The 20287-nt window shown below is 64.7% G+C and carries 16 protein-coding genes; 9 read left to right on the top strand and 7 right to left on the bottom strand.

Annotated elements, in window-relative coordinates; genetic code table 11:
- Positions 1-24: 24 nt before the first annotated feature.
- The 3 genes from U9R80_RS17375 (at position 25) to U9R80_RS17365 (ending at position 3344) form a co-directional block, all read left to right on the top strand.
- Positions 25-1218: a sugar transporter gene (locus tag U9R80_RS17375; protein ID WP_301843328.1), complete on the top strand. Its 1194-nt coding sequence runs from the start codon at positions 25-27 to the stop codon at positions 1216-1218.
- A 345-nt stretch (positions 1219-1563) separates the two neighbouring features.
- Positions 1564-3231, top strand: a complete 1668-nt coding sequence (locus U9R80_RS17370) for a sodium:solute symporter family protein (RefSeq protein ID WP_301843330.1) — start codon at positions 1564-1566, stop codon at positions 3229-3231.
- Entirely contained in the window at positions 3222-3344 is a 123-nt protein-coding gene (locus tag U9R80_RS17365; RefSeq protein ID WP_301843331.1) for a putative transporter small subunit, read from the top strand. The genes U9R80_RS17370 and U9R80_RS17365 overlap by 10 nt, the downstream gene beginning before the upstream one ends.
- 10 nt (positions 3345-3354) lie before the next feature.
- Here the strand turns inward: U9R80_RS17365 and U9R80_RS17360 are convergent, their stop codons facing one another.
- Complete coding sequence (locus tag U9R80_RS17360; protein ID WP_301843332.1) at positions 3355-4878, bottom strand: FAD-dependent monooxygenase; 1524 nt, start codon at positions 4876-4878, stop codon at positions 3355-3357.
- 12 nt (positions 4879-4890) lie between these two features.
- Complete coding sequence (locus U9R80_RS17355; protein WP_301843333.1) at positions 4891-5505, bottom strand: LysE family translocator; 615 nt, start codon at positions 5503-5505, stop codon at positions 4891-4893.
- A gap of 163 nt (positions 5506-5668) precedes the next feature.
- Between U9R80_RS17355 and U9R80_RS17350 the strand changes: the two genes are divergently transcribed.
- Both U9R80_RS17350 and U9R80_RS17345 read left to right on the top strand, forming a co-directional pair.
- Positions 5669-6298: a hypothetical protein gene (locus U9R80_RS17350; RefSeq protein ID WP_301843334.1), complete on the top strand. Its 630-nt coding sequence runs from the start codon at positions 5669-5671 to the stop codon at positions 6296-6298.
- Positions 6291-6935 (top strand): RES family NAD+ phosphorylase, encoded by a 645-nt coding sequence (locus tag U9R80_RS17345; RefSeq protein WP_301843335.1) that lies wholly within the window; start codon positions 6291-6293, stop codon positions 6933-6935. Before U9R80_RS17350 ends, U9R80_RS17345 begins: the two co-directional genes overlap by 8 nt.
- Positions 6936-7929: 994 nt before the next feature.
- Here the strand turns inward: U9R80_RS17345 and U9R80_RS17340 are convergent.
- Genes U9R80_RS17340 through fdnG form a run of 5 tightly spaced genes read right to left on the bottom strand, consistent with a single transcriptional unit; the run spans position 7930 to position 13685 of the window.
- Entirely contained in the window at positions 7930-8157 is a 228-nt protein-coding gene (locus U9R80_RS17340; RefSeq protein ID WP_028941721.1) for a hypothetical protein, read from the bottom strand.
- A 24-nt stretch (positions 8158-8181) separates the two neighbouring features.
- On the bottom strand, positions 8182-9090 hold the full coding sequence (gene fdhE / locus U9R80_RS17335; protein WP_301842997.1) for a formate dehydrogenase accessory protein FdhE: 909 nt from the start codon (positions 9088-9090) through the stop codon (positions 8182-8184).
- A complete protein-coding gene (locus U9R80_RS17330; protein WP_301842996.1) occupies positions 9087-9731 on the bottom strand; it encodes a formate dehydrogenase subunit gamma in 645 nt (214 codons plus the stop codon). Before U9R80_RS17330 ends, fdhE begins: the two co-directional genes overlap by 4 nt.
- The gene (fdxH, locus tag U9R80_RS17325; protein ID WP_301843000.1) at positions 9728-10618 is read right to left on the bottom strand and encodes a formate dehydrogenase subunit beta; all 891 of its coding nucleotides are present in this window, start codon (positions 10616-10618) and stop codon (positions 9728-9730) included. The genes U9R80_RS17330 and fdxH overlap by 4 nt, the downstream gene beginning before the upstream one ends.
- Before the next feature lie 16 nt (positions 10619-10634).
- Positions 10635-13685: a formate dehydrogenase-N subunit alpha gene (gene fdnG, locus U9R80_RS17320; protein WP_301842995.1), complete on the bottom strand. Its 3051-nt coding sequence runs from the start codon at positions 13683-13685 to the stop codon at positions 10635-10637.
- 456 nt (positions 13686-14141) lie between these two features.
- Here fdnG and U9R80_RS17315 point away from each other — a divergent pair, with 456 nt between their 5' ends.
- Genes U9R80_RS17315 through U9R80_RS17300 form a run of 4 tightly spaced genes read left to right on the top strand, consistent with a single transcriptional unit; the run spans position 14142 to position 20285 of the window.
- Positions 14142-16292, top strand: a complete 2151-nt coding sequence (locus U9R80_RS17315; RefSeq protein ID WP_301842999.1) for a TonB-dependent receptor family protein — start codon at positions 14142-14144, stop codon at positions 16290-16292.
- A gap of 44 nt (positions 16293-16336) precedes the next feature.
- Complete coding sequence (locus U9R80_RS17310; protein ID WP_301842994.1) at positions 16337-18046, top strand: ABC transporter substrate-binding protein; 1710 nt, start codon at positions 16337-16339, stop codon at positions 18044-18046.
- On the top strand, positions 18043-18975 hold the full coding sequence (locus U9R80_RS17305; RefSeq protein ID WP_301842993.1) for an ABC transporter permease: 933 nt from the start codon (positions 18043-18045) through the stop codon (positions 18973-18975). Before U9R80_RS17310 ends, U9R80_RS17305 begins: the two co-directional genes overlap by 4 nt.
- Positions 18976-18995: 20 nt before the next feature.
- A complete protein-coding gene (locus U9R80_RS17300; RefSeq protein WP_301842992.1) occupies positions 18996-20285 on the top strand; it encodes an acyl-CoA dehydrogenase family protein in 1290 nt (429 codons plus the stop codon).
- Positions 20286-20287: the final 2 nt, after the last annotated feature.

Genomic DNA, 20287 nt, shown 5'->3' with positions numbered 1-20287 from the left:
CGATCTGGAGTAACACCCCCACCGATGAATACCCCCGTGGATGCGCGAGCCGGCAGCTGGCTCAGTGTGATCGCCCTGGCCCTGGCGGCCTTTATCTTCAATACCACCGAGTTCGTGCCGGTGGCCCTGCTCAGTGACATCGGCGAAAGCTTCCAGATGCCGACCGCCCAGGTCGGCCTGATGCTGACCATCTACGCCTGGGTGGTGGCCCTGGCGTCCCTGCCGATGATGCTGCTCACGCGCAATATCGAACGGCGCAAGTTACTGATCATTGTCTTTGCGCTGTTCATCGTCAGCCACTTGCTGTCGGGGGTGGCACAGAGCTTCGGCATGCTGTTGCTCAGCCGTATCGGCATCGCCCTGGCCCACGCCGTGTTCTGGGCCATCACCGCCTCGCTGGCCGTGCGGGTGGCGCCGCCGGGGCAACAGGCCAAGGCCCTGGGGCTGCTGGCGACCGGTACCACTCTGGCGATGGTCATGGGCATTCCCCTGGGCCGGGTGGTAGGGGAGGCACTGGGTTGGCGCACGACCTTCCTGGCAATTGCCGGGGTGGCATTGGCAACCCTGATTTGCCTGGTCAAGTCGCTGCCGCTGCTGCCCAGCCAGAACTCGGGCTCGCTGCGCAGTGTGCCGGTGCTGTTCAAGCGCCCGGCACTGGTCACGGTGTATGTGCTGGTGGCGCTGGTGATTGCCGCGCAGTTCACCGCCTACAGCTACATCGAGCCTTTCGCCTTGAACGTTGCGCAGATCAGTGGCGAGATGACCACCGTGCTGCTGCTGTTGTTCGGTGGCGCCGGGGTGTTTGGTTCGGTGCTGTTCAGCCGCTACAGCGAGCGCTTCCCCAGTGGTTTCCTGATCGCCGCCATCGCCATGCTGGCGGCGTGCCTGCTGCTGTTGCTGCCGCTGTCCGGTGATTTCAAACTGCTGGGTACGCTGAGTGTGTTCTGGGGTATCTCGATCATGTGCTTCAGCCTGGCGCTGCAGTCCAAGGTGCTGATCCTCGCCTCCGATGCCACGGACGTGGCCATGGCCATGTTCTCGGGGATCTACAACATCGGCATTGGCGCCGGGGCCTTGATCGGCAGCCTGGTCAGCGTGCACATGGGGCTGGCCGATATCGGCCTGGTGGGCGGCTCGCTGGCGGTGGCCGGCCTGCTGTTGTGCGCGGTCACCACCTACCGCTTTGCCAACGCCGGCGTGGCCGATCGCCCGCTGTAGCGATCAGGGGGTGTTGGGGCCAAGGCTGGACCATCACCCCCCGCATCCCTATACTCCCCCACTTGCAATTCACCACTGGCCCTGCCTCTGCAGGGTCAACATCCAGGTCACGCTCAGTGGCCCGACGCCCAGCGTCGAAGCACGCTCTGCCTTTTTTCGCAGATACCTCGCGCCCCCGGCGCGTCTTGCACGTTCGCGCAGGTCCACGTGCATCCGCAATTCTGCTCAGTGTTTCGACGGCTTGGCCATGGGGCTCGCCGCCCATCGCATCCCGCGCAAACGGCCTGCTCGCAGCCACCTCTGGTCATGCATGACCGAACCTGCGAAAGAGAAAGGGAAAACACGATGCACGACACTGCTTTTTTCCAGCTGTCAGCCACCTCAGCGATTCTGCTGCTGGTCGGCTTCTACGGCGCCACCTTCCTCCTGTCACTGCTGATTCGTGAGAAAAACGAAAACGTCGATGGCTTCATGGTCTCCAACAGCGCCGTGGGCTTCGGGCTGTCCAGCGCGAGCATGATCGCCACCTGGATCTGGGCCGCTTCGTTCTATGCCAGCGCCACGTCGGGTTTCAAGTACGGACTTTCGGGGCCCTTGCACTATGGCTTCTGGGGGGCGCTGATGATCCTGTTCATCTACCCCTTCGGTAAGCGCTTTCGCCAGCTGGCGCCCAAGGCCCACACCCTGGCCGAAATCCTTCACGCCCGCCACGGCACCTCCAGCCAGATGATCATGGCGGTGTCCAACATCATCGGCAGTTGCATCAGCCTGATGGTCAATTTCACCGCAGCCGGTGCGCTGGTATCGATGCTCAGCCCGCTGACCTTCACCCAGGGCGTGCTGATCGCCGGCCTCGGGGTGCTGTCCTATACGCTGTGGTCGGGCTTTCGCGCCTCGGTCATGACCGACTTCGCCCAGTTGGTGGCGATGATCCTGTCCGCGGTCATCATCATTCCGCTGATCTTCTTCAATGCCGGAGGTCCCGATCTGCTGGCCGCCAATATGTGGCGCCTGGATGCCCAGCAGGCGGACTTCTACTCCACCAAGGCGATCCTGGAGCAGGGCGCACCGTACTTCGTCGCCGTGCTGGCCTACGCCATCGGCAACCAGACCATTGCCCAGCGCCTGTTCGCCGTGCGCGAAGACCTGATCAAACCGACCTTCCTGACCGCCACCCTAGGCTACGGCGCGATCGTCATCGGCCTGGGCATGCTGGGCCTGCTGGCGCTGTTCACCGGGCTTGAGCCCGTCAATGGCGACATGAACAACATCATTCCGCAGATGGCTTCCACCTACCTGCCGCCCATTGGCATTGCCTTGTTCTTCATTCTGGTGATCGGCTCACTGTCATCGACTGCCGACTCCGATCTGACTGCGCTCTCGGCGATTGTCATGACCGACGTGTATGGCAAGAACCTCGCCAAAGGTAACCCGGACCCGCGCCGCATGCTCTGGTGGGGACGCGCGACCATGGTGATCGCGACCCTGTTCGGGGTGGTATTCGCCAGCCTCAAGTTCGACATCCTGGTCATGCTGGTGTTTGTCGGCGCCTTGTGGGGGGCCATCGTGTTTCCGGTGATCGCCAGTTGCTATTGGGACCGGGTCAACAACCGCGCCTTTGTCTGCTCGGTGTTGTCGGCGGTGCTGTTGTTCACCGTGGTGCGCTTCGAGCTGGTGCCGGTCGAAGGGGCGGTGGCGGTGTTCTTCGAGGTCTGCGCGGCGGTGGGTGGCGCGGTGGTGCTGGGGCTGATGACCTTCGGCTTTTGCGGGCGCAGGGCGGCCTTTGCGGTGGCGGCGCTGGCGCTGGCGATCATGCTGCCGGCATTCATCGGCACCCTGCGCGAGTACATCGTGTTGATGGGCTCGCTGACGGCCTACGGGGTCAGCACGGTGGTCTGCGTGGCCTTGAGCCTGCGCAACACCGAGCGCTTCGACTTCGACCTGCTGGCAACGCGGGTGACCTCGTTCCAGCGTGAACAATCCTCGATCCAAGGAGAAGTGGTATGTGGTTGACAGTGTATTTCCTGGTCTGGCCGGCGATCTCGCTGGTGGTACTGATGGTGTTGCTGGTGGCCCTCTGGCGCGATGTGCGAGCCGCCCGCAAGCGCGGTGAGGCAATGATCTGACGGCGGCGTATCAGCGGCCGGTCAGTCCGCGCTCGGCAAAATACTGCTCCAGCACGTCCGCCCCGGCATTGCTCCAGGCCAGGGCGACGTAGCTGTCGGGGCGCAGCAGGTACACCGCATCGCGCATCAGCCCGGCGGCCTCATGGGCCTCGCTCCAGCTGAACACTTCCACCGGAATGCCACGGGTGCCGCACCATTGCACCAGGTCGGCACCCACCGCGCCGTACACCTGTACTTGCCAGCGCACGCGGGTCAGGGTGCTGTAGTTGTCACGTCCGTCCTCGGCCACCCAAGGCATGCGATCGCCGCCATGAACATGGCCGGCGCTGCCAACGCTGAGTGGCATGTCCCGGTAGTTGATGCCGATTTGCGAGACCGTGCGAAACAGGAACTCGCGCGCCGATTTCAACGCCACCACTCGCGGGAACAGTCGCGGCGCCAGGCGGGTGCGCAGCAGGCCGGCCAGGCGGCCATCGGCGGTGATGAAATTGAACACCTGGTCGGTGGTCGCCACCAGCCGCCTGGCAAAGGCGCTGCGTTCGATCTCGAAGGTGTCGAGCAGGCTGTCCTCGGCCTGGCCACGCAGCACGCTGGTCAGCTTCCAGGCCAGATTGATGGCATCGCCGATACCGGTGTTCATGCCCTGGCCACCGGCCGGGCTGTGGACGTGGGCGGCGTCGCCCAGCAAGAACGCCCGTTGCTTGCTGAACTGCTCGGCGACCCGGTGATGGACCCGGTAGGTGGAAAACCAGTTCACCTGTTGCACCTGCACTTTCAGGTGCTCGATCGCCCGCTGGCTGACATCCTCGAAGCGCAGTTTATCGGGGTGTTCGGCGCGCTCATCGCGCACCGTGCCGATCAGGCGCGCACGGCCAGTACCGGCCAGGGGAAAGACGGCCAGAAAGTCCGCTTCGTCCAGGTCTACATGCAGCTCACCGTTGAGTGCCGGGCCCTGGGCCTGCACATCGGCCACATAAAACACCTGCTGGTAAGTACCGCCCGGAAAGCCGATGCCCAGCGCCTTGCGCACGGTCGAGCGGGCGCCGTCGCAGCCGGCCAGGTAAGCCGCTTCGCACTGTTCCTGCAGACCGTCGGCGTGGCGCAACTGGGCGCTGACCCCGTGCTCATCCTGGTTGAAGCCGAGCAGTTCGGTCTGGCGCTCCACCTCTACGCCAAAGCCCAGCAAGCGCTCGATCAGCAGTTGCTCGTGTTGGTCCTGGGGGTAGATGTGCAGGAAGGGGTAGGGGGTAAGGTCGGCACCAATGGCGTTGAAGGGCAGGCGCGCGGCGGCTTCGCCCTTGACCCAGAGATTGGCCGCCGGCACCCGGTGGCCGAGTTCGAGAACCGCCGAGGTGAGGTCCAGCTGACGATACAACTCAAGGGTCCGGGCCTGCACCGCCAGGGCCCGGGAGGTGGTACCGGGGCCGGCGGTCCGGTCGATGATGCGCACCTTCACGCCCAGTTTGCTTAGCCACAATGCCAGCACCAGCCCGGTGGGGCCGGCGCCGACGATCAGTACCTCACAGCGGTTCATCGCACGCGCTCCTCAGCGCTGGGCGAACGCCAGGTTCAGGCCCAGGCCGGCAAAGGATGCCGCAAAACTGCGGCGCAGCCAGTTCTGCACCTGCGGCGACTCGATCACCGCGCGGCGGAACAGGTTGGCCAGCAGGCCGTACAACACGAACACCACGAACGTCATGAGCATGAACACCCCGCTCAGGCTGAGCATCTGGGCGGTCACCGAGCCGCCCTGGGGGGTGATGAACTGGGGCAGGAACGCCAGGAAGAAAATGGTCAGCTTGGGGTTGAGAATATTCAGCAGGCCGGCGCGCAGTATCAGGTGGCCGGCGCTGCCGACCTTGGTGGTGCTGTCGACGGCAAAGGCCGAGCGATCGCGCCAGGTGGCGTAGGCCAGGTACAGCAGGTAGGCGACGCCTGCGAACTTCAGCCCCTGGAAGGCCAGGGCACTGGTGTGCAGGATTGCCGACAGACCGAGGATCGAGGCCAGCAGGTGCGGGACGATCCCGGCGGTGCAACCGAGCGCCGTGTACAGGCTGGCGCGCTTGCCCGCCACCAGGGCGGTGGAGATGGTCAGGATCACACCGCTACCGGGGATCAGCACGACGATCAGGGAGGTAATGAGAAAATCCAGGCTTGGCATTGTGTTGCGCTCCATGCACGCAGGGGGAAGACACTCCCCCAAGTGTAAGACGGCCCACAGGATTTGCGCGCCGGTCGTCGGCGCAGGCCGGTGTGGTTGGCTGTGGCCGATGATCTGGATTAGTATGAAATATGTCTATCCGATCTAATCCAAAGGAGGTCCCATGAGCCGCCGGACCGACCCTCAACAACAGCGTCTGCGCGAAGCCGAAAAAGTCGTCGCCGTGGCCCTGGCCCAGGCCAGCCCGCGCGAGGCCGATGCCATTGCCGAAACCTTTGCCAGCATTGCCGGGTTCGTCAAGGACCTGGTCGGCCGCCAGCACCGGCAGGCGCTGGAGTCCATTGTCGAGGCCCTGGTACCCAAGGTGCCGCCCACGCCCACCGCGCTCAAGGAGGCCGCGATGCTGGCCCAGGCGCGCACCGCGGTGCTGGAGAGCGGCGAGTGGCTGACCGCGGCGCAGATTGCCGGGCTTGCCGGCTTCAGCCCGAGCAACCCCAGCGCCCAACCGAACAAATGGAAGCGTGAAGGGGCGATCTTTGCCTTGCGCCACCATGGCGTGGACTACTTTCCGGCCTATGGTCTGGATGCTGCCGGCGGGTACCGGCCGCTGAAGGCCATGGCGCCGGTGCTGGAGCGGTTTGGCGAGCATAAGGACAGCTGGGGCCTGGCGTACTGGTTCATGTCGGCCAACAGTTTTCTGGGCGGGCAGCGTCCGCTGGACCTGCTGGCCCGGGAGCCTGACCGGGTACTTGCCGCCGCCGAGGACGAGTTGCAGGTAGTCGCCCATGGCTGATACGCCGCAGCCGCCAGACCGGCTGCAGCTATCGACCCTGATCTGGGCGGCCGGAACGCCGATTCATCGGGTACACCTTGAGTGCTATGGCGCTGATCAGTTCAATCCAGGCCTTCAGGGGAATGCGCGTTTCAGTCCGATCCGTGATGTGCATGGGCAGCCGATTCCGACGCTGTACGGTGGCACCAGTTTCGATTGTGCGGCGATGGAGACGGTGTTTCATGACGTGCCTTTTGCCGCCGGGTTCAAAACCTATGACAAGGGCAAGCTGGCTGGTCAGCAACACTCGCTGCTGCATTGTGGGCAGGATTTGTTGCTGGTGGATTTGGGCAGCAAGGCCCTGCGCAAGCTGGGGGTGCCGCGCAAGCTGTTGATCGATACCGAAAAGGATCAGTATCCGCTGACCCGGCTGTGGGCCGAGGCGATTCACCGGCAATGTGCGCAGGTGCAGGGGCTGTGCTGGACTTCGCGCCAGGATGACAGTGCGCGGGCGTTGATGTTGTTCGGGGATCGGGTTGGGCCGCTGGTGCGGCAGGGGGCGGGGCGCAGTCTGGTGGCGGACAGTGCGGCGTATCTGCAGGTGCTGGGGTTGGCTGAGCAGATCGGGGTGTTGATTGTGGCGGGGCGGGGTGGGTGAATTTATCCATTTGCCTTGCGTTGTAGGAGCGGGCTTGCCCCGCGATGGCCCCCAAATCGTACACATCGGGTAGGACCATCACCGGCCTCGCGATGAGGTGTTGGTGTTGGTGTTGGTGGTCTTATCCATTGGCCAAGGTGACGCTGATTCACCTTTGCGCCCTTACGGCGCCTTACTTTGGCAAACGCCCCAAAGTAAGCAAAGGGCTTGCCCCACCAGGGGCCCTACGCTGCGCTTCGGGTGCCCTCACTGCGGTGTCGCTACGGGGCATTGCGAGCTACGCGTTGCAAGCAACGCTACGCTTCGCATCTTCGGCATTCGCCGAAGGCGCTGCGCGCTAGCCCCTCCACGACACCTCCGTTCGGCCCTTCTGGTTAACGGGGCGGGTAGATCAAGATCAAAAGCACAATTCGCTGCGCTCTTGCTGGCCTGTGGCGTTCTTTCGGGCTGTTGTAGGAGCGGGCTTGCCCCGCGATGGCCCTCAAGTCATGCACATCCAGATGCAACGGTGAAGCGGGGTCACCGGCAAGCATGTATCTGTCGGCAGGATTCAAGACCCATCGCGGGGCAAGCCCGCTCCTACAGCTAGGCCTTTGTAGCCGCTGGCGACAGCCTGCGATCGGCCGCGTAGCGGCCGCAATCCAGGCGACATGACCCCGAGTCATGCACATCCAGATGCAACGGTGAAGCGAGATCACCGGCAGGCATGAATCTGTCGGCAGGATTCAAGATCCATCGCGGGGCAAGCCCGCTCCTACAGCTAGGCCTTTGTAGCCGCTGGCGACAGCCTGCGATCGGCCGCGTAGCGGCCACAATCCAGGCGACATGACCCCGTGTCATGCACATCCAGATGCAACGGTGAAGCGGGTCTCCGGCAAGCATGAATCTTTCGGCAGGATTCAAGATCCATCGCGGGGCAAGCCCGCTCCTACAGCTAGGCCTTTGTAGCCGCTGGCGATAGCCAGCGATCGGCCGTATTTCAGGCGACGATGCGTTACTCGGCCTTGCCCCGCACGATACGGCCGCTTTTGATTTCGTCGGCGTACGCGTGAAGTTTGTCGGAGTCTTTGTACAGGCGGTTCATCAGGTGCAGCACGGCCACTACGTCGACGCCGTCGATGCGTTCGGCCAGTTTGCTGATTTCTCCCGCTGTTCGCTCAAGGTTGGAGGCGACGCTTTTAAGGTCGCGCTTGAGTTCGGCAGACGATTTTTTCAGGCCCATGGGTAACCTCGGTGGGGGTCGGTATCAACCCGGAAACAGAAACGGACTCACGCCACTACGTCCATACCCTTCACGTTCCACCTCGGCATCCAGCGCCAGGGACGCCAGGTCGTCGGCCAGCAGTTCCTGGTCGCGGTCCTTTTCCGGGTAGAAGACTTTCAGGTAACTGTGACAGTCGTTGCAGCTTTCAGCCTTGAGCGCGGCATCCTGACGGTCCAGCGACCAGTAGTCCAGCGCGCCGGTGCCTTCGCAGTTGCTGCATTTGACCCGCACCATGTGCCAGCGGCATTCGCACAGGCTGCATTGCAGGTAGCGCAAGCCGGCCTGGGCGCCGGTCATGACGATGCTGGCCACCGGCGCGCTGGCGCACACCGGGCAGTGCTGGCGCTGTTCGCCCAGCGCGGCGCTGGCCGAGGCCGGCAGGGCGCTGGCCAGTTGGGTGAAGTACAGCGACAGTGCCGCCCACACAAACAGCGCCCGGCCACTGCCCACGCGCTCGAAGTCACCGGCCAGCAAGGCGCTGGCCAGGTCTTCCAGTTGTTCGGGTGTGTGCGTGCGAAGGCTGTCGAGGGTCGCGCGCACCGCCGGGTTGGCGGTGGCCTGCAATTGTTCGATCAAGCCATGCAGCAGCGAGTGCCAGTACCGATCACGGGGGTAGTCGGCGCTGTCGAGCGGCGCCTGGCCGTCGACCAGGCGCTCGGCCAGCCCCGCCACCAGCGTCGGCGGCAACGGCAGGTGTTCGAGCAGCGTGTGCTGGGCCTGGGCCAGTTGCGCGCAGAATTCGAGGTAGTCGCCCATGGCATGTTCCTGGGCCAATTGACGCAGGCGTGCGGCGCGCTTGCTGTAGCGGTCCTTGAGCGTGGGCAGCAGCACGGCGACGATTTCGTTGACGCCGCCAACCGGCGTTTGCACCGGGGTCATGTGGATGCTCATGGCTTGCTCCCGTTCTTGTCCTGCTTGCTGATCTGGCGGTACCAGCGGTCATGGTGGGTCTTGGCCCAGGCGCGGCTGACGTAGCCGGTGACCATGCCGCGGATCGAGCCTTTGACCCAGAACGCAAGGTAGGCATGACCAATGATCAGCAGGATCAGGGCAATGCCGGCAAGGGCATGCACCAGCAAACCGATGCGGATGGTCGGGATGCTGAACAGCGGCGCGAAGTATGGCCGCCAGATCACCACGCCGCTGAGCAGCAACAGGGTGATCAGGCCCATGATTCCCCAGAACAGCACCTTCTGCCCGGCGTTGTATTTGCCGATGTTCAGTGCCGGGTCATGTTTGCCGGCCAGCACTTGCTTGACGTTCTTGAACCACTGCACGTCCTCGCGTTCGGGCAGGTTGTAGCGCACGAAGCGCACGAACAGGAACATCAGCAGCACGAACACCACGACCCCGAAGAACGGGTGGAGGATCCGCGCCAGTTGCGCAGTGCCGAACACGGCGTTGAGGCCGTTGAACGAGGGGAAGAACCACGACAGGCCCGACAACGCCACGGCGAAGAAGCAGATCACCATGAACCAGTGACAGGCGCGGTCGATGAAGCGGGTGCGCAGGATCAGTTTGTCGGTGTTCATGCGTGGGTGTCCTCCTCACGTTTCTCGTCCGCTTCGTCGACCTCGTTTGGGCCCACGCCGATGTAGTGGAACAGGGTGCCGGCCAGGGTGGCGAAGAAGGCTGCCGCTGCCACCGGTTTCATCCAGCCTTTCCAGCCCTGGATAGCGGTGCTGATACGCGGGTCGGTGGGCAGCTTGTGGTACAGCTGCGGTTTGTCGGCGTGCTGCAGCACGTACACCACATGGGTACCCCCCACGCCTTGCGGGTCGTAGATGCCGGCGCCGGCAAAGCCGCGGCCCTGCAGTTCAGTGACCCGCTCGCTGGCCTGGTGCAGCATGTCCTGCTTGCTGCCGAAGTTGATCGCGCCGGTGGGGCAGGTCTTGACGCACGCAGGCTCCTGGCCGACCGAGACACGGTCCACGCACAGGGTGCACTTGTAGGCCTTGTTGTCCTTCTGGCTGATGCGCGGCACATCGAAGGGGCAGCCAGCGATGCAGTAGCCGCAGCCGATGCAGTGCTCGGACTGGAAGTCGACGATGCCGTTGGCGTACTGGATGATCGCCCCCGGTTGCGGGCAGGCTTTCAGGCAGCCGGGGTCGGCGCAGTGCATGCAGCCGTCCTTGCGGATCAGCCATTCGAGCTTGCCGCTTTCGTCTTCGACTTCGTCAAAGCGCATCAGCGTCCAGGTCTCGGCGGACAGGTCCGCCGGGTTGTCGTACACGCCAACGTTGTGACCGACTTCGTCACGCAGGTCGTTCCATTCGTTGCACGCCACCTGGCAGGCCTTGCAGCCGATGCAGATGCTCACGTCGATCAGCTTGGCCACTTCGGCCTGGTGGTCGCGGGTGTGTGGCGCCGGGGTCAGCACGCTGGTGGCCGAGCGGCGGACGATGTCTTGGGATTGCATGGACATGGTTTCGCCCTCAGACCTTTTCAATGTTCACGAGAAACGCCTTGTACTCCGGCGTCTGGGTGTTCGAGTCGCCGATACCGGGGGTCAGGGTGTTGGCCAGGAAGCCCTTGCGGGTGGCGCCCTCGTAACCCCAGTGGCACGGGATGCCGATGGTGTCGACATCCTGGCCGTTGACCGCCAGGCGACGGATGCGCTTGGTCACCACCGCCTTGGCCTTGATGTAGCCGCGCTGGGTGGTCACCTTGACCGTGTCGCCCTGTTGGATGCCCTTGTCGTTGGCCAGCTTTTCGCCGATCTCGATGAACTGCTCGGGCTGGACGATGGCGTTCAGCCGCGCGTGCTTGGTCCAGTGGCGGAATAGCTCGGTGATCGAGTAGGTGGTGGCGACGTAGGGGAAGTCTTCACGCTTGCCCATGCGCTTGCGGTCGCTTTCGTACACCCGCGCCGTGGGGCTGTAGGTGACGTTCGGGTGCAAGGGGTTGTTCGCCAGCGGGCTTTCGGTCGGCTCGTAGTGTTCCGGGAACGGGCCGTCGTTCAGGGCGCCGACCGAAAACAGCCGGCCCAGGCCTTCGGGCAGCATGATGAACGGGTTGACCTTGCCACCGGGGGCGGCGTTGACGGCGAAGTCGGGTACATCGACGCCGCTCCAGCGCTGGCCGTCCCAGCCGATCAGCTTGCGTTTCGGGTCCCAGGGGTTGCCCTGGGGGTCGGCCGAGGCGCGGTTGTAGAGAATGCGCCGGTTCTGCGGCCAGGCCCAGGCCCAGCCCGGTGTGCAGCCCAGGCCGCTGTCGGCGTTGTCGCGACGGGCCATCTGGTTGCCCTGTTCGGTCCAGGAGCCGGCAAAGATCCAGTTGAAGCACTGGGTGCTGCCGTCATCGCGCAACTGCGAAAAATCGCTGAGCAACTGGCCCTTGCGCAGGATCAGCTTGCCTTGCTCGTCGTGCAGGTCGGCCAGGGCGCGGCCGTTGGACTCCTTGGCCACTTCTTCAGGCTTGGGGTCATACGGGTCGGCATAGTCCCAGGCCATGTTGAGGATCGGCGCCGGGTTGGCACCGCCTTCCTGTTCATACAGCTCGCGCAGTTTCATGAACAGGTGGCCGAGGATCTTGCCATCGTGCCAGGCCTCGCCGGGCGGCGCGGCGCCTGCCCAGTGCCACTGCAGCCAGCGTCCGGAGTTGACGATCGAGCCGTCTTCCTCGGCAAAGCAGGAGGAGGGCAGGCGGAACACTTCGGTCTGGATCGCGGCGGTGTCGACGTCGTGCTGCTCGCCGTGGTTCTGCCAGAAGCTCGACGTCTCGGTGGCCAGCGGGTCGATGATCACCAGGAACTTGAGCTTGGCCAGTGCCGCCTGGGCCTTGTTCTTGTCGGGGAAGGCCGCCACCGGGTTGAAGCCCTGGGCGATGTAGCCGTTGACCTTGCCCTCGAACATGCGGTTGCTGTAGTTGAGCACGTCGTAGCTGTCGTCCCACTTGGGCAGCCAATCAAAGCCCCAGTCGTTGTCCTTGGTCGCCTTGTCGCCCCAGAGGCTCTTCATCAGGCTGATGAAGAATTTCGGCGTGTGCTTGTAGTAGTTGACCTGGTCCTCCAGCAGCGCCGTGGGCGTGGTCTGCTTGAGGTAGGTGGCCAGCGTGGTCTGTTCGTCGGAGGGCAGGTTCATGTAGCCGGGCAGGCGCAGCGACAGCAGGCCCAGGTCGGTGTAGCCCTGGATGTTGGAGTGGCCACGCAGGGCGTTGACCCCGCCACCGGCCATGCCGATGTTGCCCAGCAGCAGCTGGATCATGCCCGAGCCACGGATCATCTGCGCGCCGTTGGTGTGGTGGGTCCAGCCCAGGGCGTAGAGGAAGGTGGCCGTGCGATCAGGCACGCAGGTGCTGGCCAGGACCGCGCAGATCTCCAGGAAATCTTCCTTGGGCGTGCCGCAGATATTGGTGACCACCTCGGGGGTGTAGCGGCTGACGTGGGCCTTGAGCAGGTTCCAGACGCAGCGTGGGTGGCTCAGGGTCAGGTCGCGTCTGGCATGGCCCTTTTCATCCAGCTCGTAGGTCCAGGAGCTGCGGTCGTAGCTGCGCTTGCTGGCGTCGTAGCCGCTGAACAGGCCGTCGTCGAAGTGGTAGTCCTCGCGCACGATCAGGCTGGCGTTGGTGTAGTGGCGCACGTACTCGTGCTGGACCTTGTCGTGGCTGATCAGGTAGTTGACCACGCCCATCAGGAAGGTCACGTCGGAGCCTGCGCGGATCGGCGAATAGATGTCGGCCACCGCGGCGCTGCGGTTGAAGCGCGGGTCGACGACGATGACCTTGGCGCCGTTGCGGATCTTCGCCTCGATCACCCACTTGAAGCCCACCGGGTGCGCCTCGGCCGGGTTGCCGCCCATGATCAGCACCACGTTGGCGTTCTTGATGTCGACCCAGTTGTTGGTCATCGCGCCACGGCCGAAGGTCGGCGCCAGGGCCGACACGGTCGGTGCGTGGCAGACCCGGGCCTGGCTGTCGGTGCCGAGGATCCCCAGGGCGCGGGTGAAGCGCTGGTCCAGCGAGCCGGTTTCACTGCTGGCGGCCGAGGAGCAGAGCATGCCGGTGCTCAACCAGCGATTGACCGTGGTGCCCTTGGCGTTCTTCTCGATGAAGTTGGCGTCGCGGTCGTCCTTCATCAGCCGGGCGATGCGCTCGATGGCGTGGTCCCAGGTGATGCGTTGCCATTTGTCCGAGCCGGGCGCGCGGTATTCGGGGAACAGCAGGCGCTGCTCGCTGTGCACGTAGTCCACCAGGCCCGCGCCTTTGGGGCACAGCGAGCCACGGCTGACCGGGTGATCGGGGTCGCCTTCGATGTGGAAGATACGCGCCTTGGCGTTCTTGGCGCCGTCGCCCAGGCTGTACATCAGAATCCCGCAACCCACCGAGCAGTAGGTGCAGTTGTTGCGGGTTTCCTTGGCGCGCAGCAGTTTGTACTGGCGCGACTGCGTGGCCTGGGCCATGCCGGGGGCAAAGCCCAGGGTGGCGCAGGTGGCGGTGGCGACACCGGCGGTGCAGAGCTTGAAGAACTGGCGTCTGCCGAGTCCCATGAGTATCTCCTTATTCTTTTGCGGCTGCACAAAGCCACAGGCATAGGCATGCCCGGCAACAAGGCGTCGCAAGCGCAGTTGGCTGGGGTGAGGTCACGATTGGTTGCAGGCCCTGTCTGGCGCGGGGCTCGGATGACGCGGATGCGCGGTAGTGTATTCCCTTACGGAATGTACGGGCTAATCAAGGCTGTCGATGAACCTATCGAGCAAATCTATCAAGGCGATTTTTGCCAAGGCTTGATCTATCGCCCGGCCAACTGTTCGCCAGGCAACAGCAGATCCACACATCGCCTCTAATCCGAACAATTGTTTAACCGAGGATTGTGCGCCAAGTCCCCGTAATTCAAGGGTTTTAAAGGTTGGCACGGTCGCTGCAACAGCTCACTTCGAGATTGACTATACCAATAGAAACTCGCCTATTTTTTTAATCAGGTGGGGAGCAAGACCTTGAATTTCGTGCCTCGGGCAACATCCGCAACACGCACTCATTCGACCAAAGTAGTAGGGAGAGACTGGACACTGGCCGGCGTCGGCGCCGCACTGCTGACATTGGCCCCCTTGGCCGAGGCCCAGGACGGCGCAGCACCCGAACAACGCCTGGAAACCGTGACGGTCCAGGCCGCAAAAGTCACCCCGGTGGAACAGGCCCAGGCGCAACTGGACGAAATTCCCGGGGGCACCAGCCTGGTCACCCAGGCCGAGGTCGAGAAGGGCCGTTCGGCGACCCTGGAAGACACCCTGGCTTACCAGCCGGGCGTGTATGCCCAGGCCGCCGGTGGCAACGATGCGATCAAGATTTCCATCCGTGGCTCGGGCGCCAATACCTCGCCCGGCTACTTTCGCGAAGGCACCAAGTTCTTGTTCGACGGCCTGGCGCTGACCGGCGCCGGTGGCACGCCCTATGAGCTGCTCGACACCCAGGGCCTGAGCTACACCGAAGTCCTGCGCGGGGCCAACGCCTTCGAGTTCGGCGCCTTGTCGCTGGGCGGGGCGATCAACTTCGTCACCCAGTCGGGGCTTACCGCACCGGGCAACCGCATCAAGGTCGAGGGCGGCAGCTTCGGCTGGCAAAAGCAGACCCTGAGCACCGGCGGCACGGCGGGCAGTGGCGACTACTTCATCAGCGTCGACAACTCGCGCCGCGACGGCTACCAGGATTTCACTTTCACCAAGGCCAAGGGCGTGGTGAGCAACTTCGGCTATCGCTTCAACCCGAAACTCGAGACTCGCCTGTACATCCGCTACCGCGAGGAGTACCACGAGAACTCCGGCACCCTGACCCGGGCGCAACTGAAAAAGAACTCCACCCAGACCAACCCGGCCACCCAGGCCACCCGTTCCGACTCGACCAAGGAAGGTTCGACCTGGGTCGGCAGCAAGACCACCTACACCTTCGACGACGACTCGACCCTGGTGGCCGGCCTGGTCTACCACAACTACCCGCAGATCCTCAGCAAGAAGAGCACGGTCAACCCCAACTACTGGGACTGGCGCGACATCAACTACTCGCTCAACTACACCCGCAGCGATGAACTGCTGGGCTTGCCCAGCATCACCACGGCGGGCTGGACCAGCACCCAGCACATCCGCTCGGGGGTGCGTACCTACAAGGGTGACAAGGACCTCGGTGTGCTGCAGAAGCAGGTCGAGTACGACGGCTCCTTCGACCACGTGTTCACCCTGGGCAATGACCTGGGCCTGACCGACAACCTGTACCTGTCGACCGGTGTCTCGGCCATCGAGGTCAAGCGCAACGTCGATGTGAGCTTCAGCGACCGGCCCAACACCAGCAGCTTTCCCAGCCACTACCGCTACCAGGAATGGAAGCTGGCGCCGCGGGCTGGCCTGCGCTACTACCTGACGCCCGATGTGCAGGTGTACGGCAACGTCAGCCGTTCGATCGACCCGCCCAGCTCCTGGTCCAGCTCCGGCTCCGGGGTCACCACCAACTTCGCCAAGACCCTGGTGCCACAAAGCGCCAACACCGTGGAGCTGGGCATTCGCGGTCGCTCGGAGATCTTCGACGGCAGCCTGACCTTGTACAAATCCTGGATCAAGGACGAGTTGCTCAACGTCGAGATCATCCCGGCCACCACTACCTCGGCCTCGGTGGTGTCGACCGCCAACGCCAGCCCGACCATTCACCAGGGCGTCGAGGCGGGGCTGACCACCAAGCTGTGGCAGCGCGCCAATGGCGATGTGCTGAGCTGGCGCCAGGCCTACACCCTCAACGACTTCCACTACCAGCACGACCCGCTGTTCAGCAAGAACGAACTGCCCGGCCTGCCCAAGCACATCTACCAGGGCGAGCTGTTCTACCAGTACGCCAACGGCTTCTACGCCGGGGTCAACGTGCGTACGGCCTCGCGCACGGCGGTGGACTACGCCAACAGTTTCTACGCGCCGTCCTACACCCTGTGGGGCGCACGCCTGGGCTACGACGCGCCGAACAACAAATGGCAGGTGTACCTGGACCTGAAGAACCTCACCGACCAGGACTACGCCACCGCACTGTTGCCCACCTACGACGCCAAGGGCCAGGACACTGCGGCGCTGTATCCGGGTGACGGTTTCGGTGCCTACACCGGTATTGCCTACAACTTCTGAGCCAGGGGCGGGTGCCGTTCGCGCGGCACCTGCGGGAGAACCACATGAGTGTATTCACACGGCTGGGCCTGTTCGGCGCGCTGTTGGCCCTCGCGGCCTGCGAGCCTGCGGGCGACGCGGGGCAGGGCGGTAGTACCAGCGCGATCGACGGCACGTTCAGCAACGGCACCCTGAGCTATGCCGCCCAGGATTACTTCGAGGCCGCACCGGGCAAGCCCGGCGGCACCCTGCGGGTGTCGACCGCCTCGGACACCACCACCCTGGATGTGCACTCGATTTCCCACGGCAATGTGCAGTGGCTGGGGCGCATCCTGTTCGACTGCCTGCTGTACCAGGACGAGCAGGGCAATATCTCGCCGTGGCTGGCCAAGGCCTGGGACATCTCCGCCGACGGCAAGACCTACACCTTTCATCTGCGCGACGACGTGACCTTCAGCGACGGCGAAAAATTCAACGCCCGCGCGCTGCAGGTCAACCTGGAGCACATGCGCGACCCGGCCACCAAGTCGCCCCTGGCGGCGGCCTACATCGCCCCCTATGTGGACGGGCGCATCGTCGATGAGTACACCTTCGAGGCGCACCTGCGCGAGCCGTACTCGCCGTTTCTCGATGTGCTGGCGCAATCCTGGCTGAGCATGATTTCGCCCCGCCAGATTCTCGAAGCGCCCAAGAGCATCGCCGAGCATCCGATCGGCTCCGGGCCTTTCGTGCTGGAAAGCTACACCCGCGACCAGGGCGCCAACTTCGTCAAGCGCAAGGGCTACAACTGGGCGCCGCCGGTGACCCGCCACCAGGGCGAGGCCTACCTGGACCGGCTGGAACTGAGCATCGTCCCGGAGCCGATGATCCGCTTCAGCACCCTGGAATCGGGCCAGTCGGACTTCACCGTCGATGCCCCGACCCAGAACGCCCGGGCCATTCGCGGCAACCCCGACCTTGAACTGCGCAGCCGCATCCGCAAGGCCAATCCGTTTCGCAGCCTGACCTTCAATGTCGAGCGCTTTCCCTTTGACGACGTCGAGGTGCGCCGGGCAGTGGCCAAGGCCATCGACCGCGACGGCCTGGCGTGGATCACCGGGTTTGGCGAGTACCTGGCCAAGGGCGACTTCCTGGCCGCCAACACCCGCTACTACGACCCGGCGTTCAAGGACGTTCTGGCCTATGACGTGAACGAGGCCAACCGCATTCTCGACCAGGCCGGCTGGCAGCAGCGCGATGACCAGGGTTATCGGGTCAGGAACGGCCAGCGCCTGGCCGCGCACCTGCTCACCTACGAGACCGCCGCCTACCCCAGCAGCATCGCCGTGGCCATTCAGTCGGACCTGAAAAAGATCGGCCTGGAAATCGACATCGACCTGCTGCCCCTGGCGCAGGTCACCCAGCGCCGCTACGCCAGCGATTTCCAGCTGATCGGCGGCGGCTACTGGCACACCAACACCCCGGACGGCCTGTTCATCCTCTACCACAGCCAGGCGATCAGCACGGCCAAGCTGATCGGCCAGAACGCCGGGCGCTTTCGCGACGCCGAACTGGACCGGGTGCTCAGCGCTGCCCGAAGCACCACCGACCCGGCCGAACTGACCGGGCTCTACCGCACCGCCCAGGAGCGCCTGGCGCAAACCATTCCGGCGGTGCCGGTGTTCGAGAGCCATGTGCTGCTGGCCTACCGCAAGGCGGTCAAGGGCTTGATCTTCGACACCTCGCACAACACCCCGTTCTTCACCAGCGTCTGGCTCGACCAGGAGGGCATATGAATACGCTGCAGCGGATTTTCTGGCGCCTGGCGGCCGGTGTCGGCGTGCTCTGGGGCGCGGCGACCCTGACCTTCCTGGCGATCAACCTGAGTGCCGGCGACCCGGCCCTGGCGATTCTTGGCGGCCCCGATGCAATGCCCAGCGCCGAACTGATCGCCCAGGTGCGCGCCGAGTACGGCCTGGACCAACCGCTGCTGGTGCAGTACGGCCAGTACCTGGGGCGCCTGGCCCAGGGCGACCTGGGCGAGTCGTACCGGCTGCGCATGCCGGTGCTGCAAGTGATCGGCGGCCAGCTGGGTGCCACGGTGCAGCTGTCGCTGGCCGCCGCCCTGGTGTCGGTGCTGCTGGCGGTGGTGTGCGCGGTGCTCAGTGCCAACCGGCCGCGCTGGGTGCGATCACTGGTGTCCGGCACGGAGCTGGTGCTGTCGTCGGCGCCGTCGTTCGTGATCGGCATCGTGCTGCTGTTGCTGTTCTCGTTCGGCTGGCACCTGTTGCCGCCCTCGGGCTCCGGCAGCTGGCAGGCGTTGATCCTGCCCAGCCTGGCGCTGGCCTTGCCGGTGGCCGCGGTGCTGACCCAGGTGCTGCGCCAGGAGCTTGAAGACATCCTCGAACAACCCTTCATCGCCATGGCCCGGGCCCGCGGCATGTCCGAGACCGGGGTGCGCCTCAAGCACGCCCTGCGTCATGCCCTGGTGTCGCTGGTGACGCTGTCGGGCTTTGTCTTCGCCAGCCTGCTGGGCGGGGCGGTGATCATCGAAATGCTCTTCGCCCGCCAGGGCATCGGCCGGCTGATGCTCGATGCCGCCCTGAGCAAGGACATGCCGTTGCTGCTGGGCATCACCCTGCTGGCGGCGGCCATTTATGTGGTCGTCAATTTTCTCGTCGACCTGATCAACCACTGGGTCGACCCCCGTAGCACTCGGGTATGAACCCGCATCAAGGACTCACCATGACTGCCCATCAACCGCACACCCCACAGGCCGCCAGCAGCGCCGGCCTGGACTATCCGCACCTGCTGGCGCGCTACGCCCCGGTGTTCGCCCGCATTGCCCAAGGCGCGGTCGAGCGTGAACAACAGCGTGAGCTGGCCCATGAGCCGGTCACCTGGCTGCGCGAGGCAGGCTTCGGCGCGCTGCGTGTGCCGCTGGCCCAGGGCGGCTCGCAGGTCAGCCTGCCGGTGCTGTTTCGCCTGCTCATCGACCTGGCCGAAGCCGACTCCAACCTGCCACAGATCTTCCGCGCCCACTTCGGCTTTGTCGAAGGCCGGCTCTCCAGCGACGATGCCGAGTCCCGCCAGTACTGGCTGGCCAAGGTGGCGGCGGGGCAGCTGTGGGGCGCGGCCATGGCCGAGCGCACCGACACCACCGGCAACTCGGTGCTGCTCAGCCCGGCCGACCCCGAGGCACCTGAAGCCGGCTGGTTGCTGGACGGCGAAAAGTACTACTGCACCGGCGCGATCTACGCCGACTGGCTGGCAGCGGTGGCGGTGGACGACAAGGACTTCGTCAGCGTGGTGGTCTCGACCTCGGCCCCCGGCGTGCGCCTGGAGGACGACTGGGATGGTTTCGGCCAGCGCCTGAGTGGCAGCGGCACCACCCGCTTCAACCGGGTGGCCGTGGCGCCGGAGCAGGTGCTGCGCCGCTTCAAGCCGGGCGAACTGCGCGCCGAATCGTACCTGTCGGCCTACTACCAGCTGTTCCACCTGGCCACCCTGGCGGGGATCGCCCGCGCCGTGCAGCGCGACGCCAGCGCGTTCGTGCAGGGCCGCACCCGCGCCTTCGGCGTTCCCGGGCAGTCGAGCCCCAAGGAGGATCCGCTGGTGCAACGGGTGATCGGTCGCCTGTCGAGCCTGGCCTATGCCGCGCAAGCCCTGGTGCTGGACGTGGCCCAGGTGCTGCAGCAGGTGCACGAGGCCGAGCAGGGCGGCGCGGTCACCGAAGCCCACTACGTCGAGGCCGACATCCGCACCTTCCAGGCCCAGCAAATCGTGCTGGAGCAGGTACTCGAAGCCACCACCTTGCTGTTCGAGGTGGGCGGCGCCTCGGCCACCAGCCAGGCCCGGCGCCTGGACCGCCACTGGCGCAACGCCCGCACCCTGGCTTCGCACAACCCGGCCATCTACCGCGAGCAGGCGCTGGGCAACTACTACCTCAACGGCATCAGCCCCGGCGCTGCCTGGCGTGCCTTGCATGCCGCGCAACAGGACAGCGGTGCACGGGATGAAGCCAGTGCCGTCTGAAC

Source organism: Pseudomonas sp. JQ170C, from assembly GCF_035581345.1.
In the GTDB taxonomy this organism is placed as follows: Bacteria; Pseudomonadota; Gammaproteobacteria; order Pseudomonadales; family Pseudomonadaceae; genus Aquipseudomonas.
This window is presented reverse-complemented; position numbering and strand designations above follow the sequence as displayed.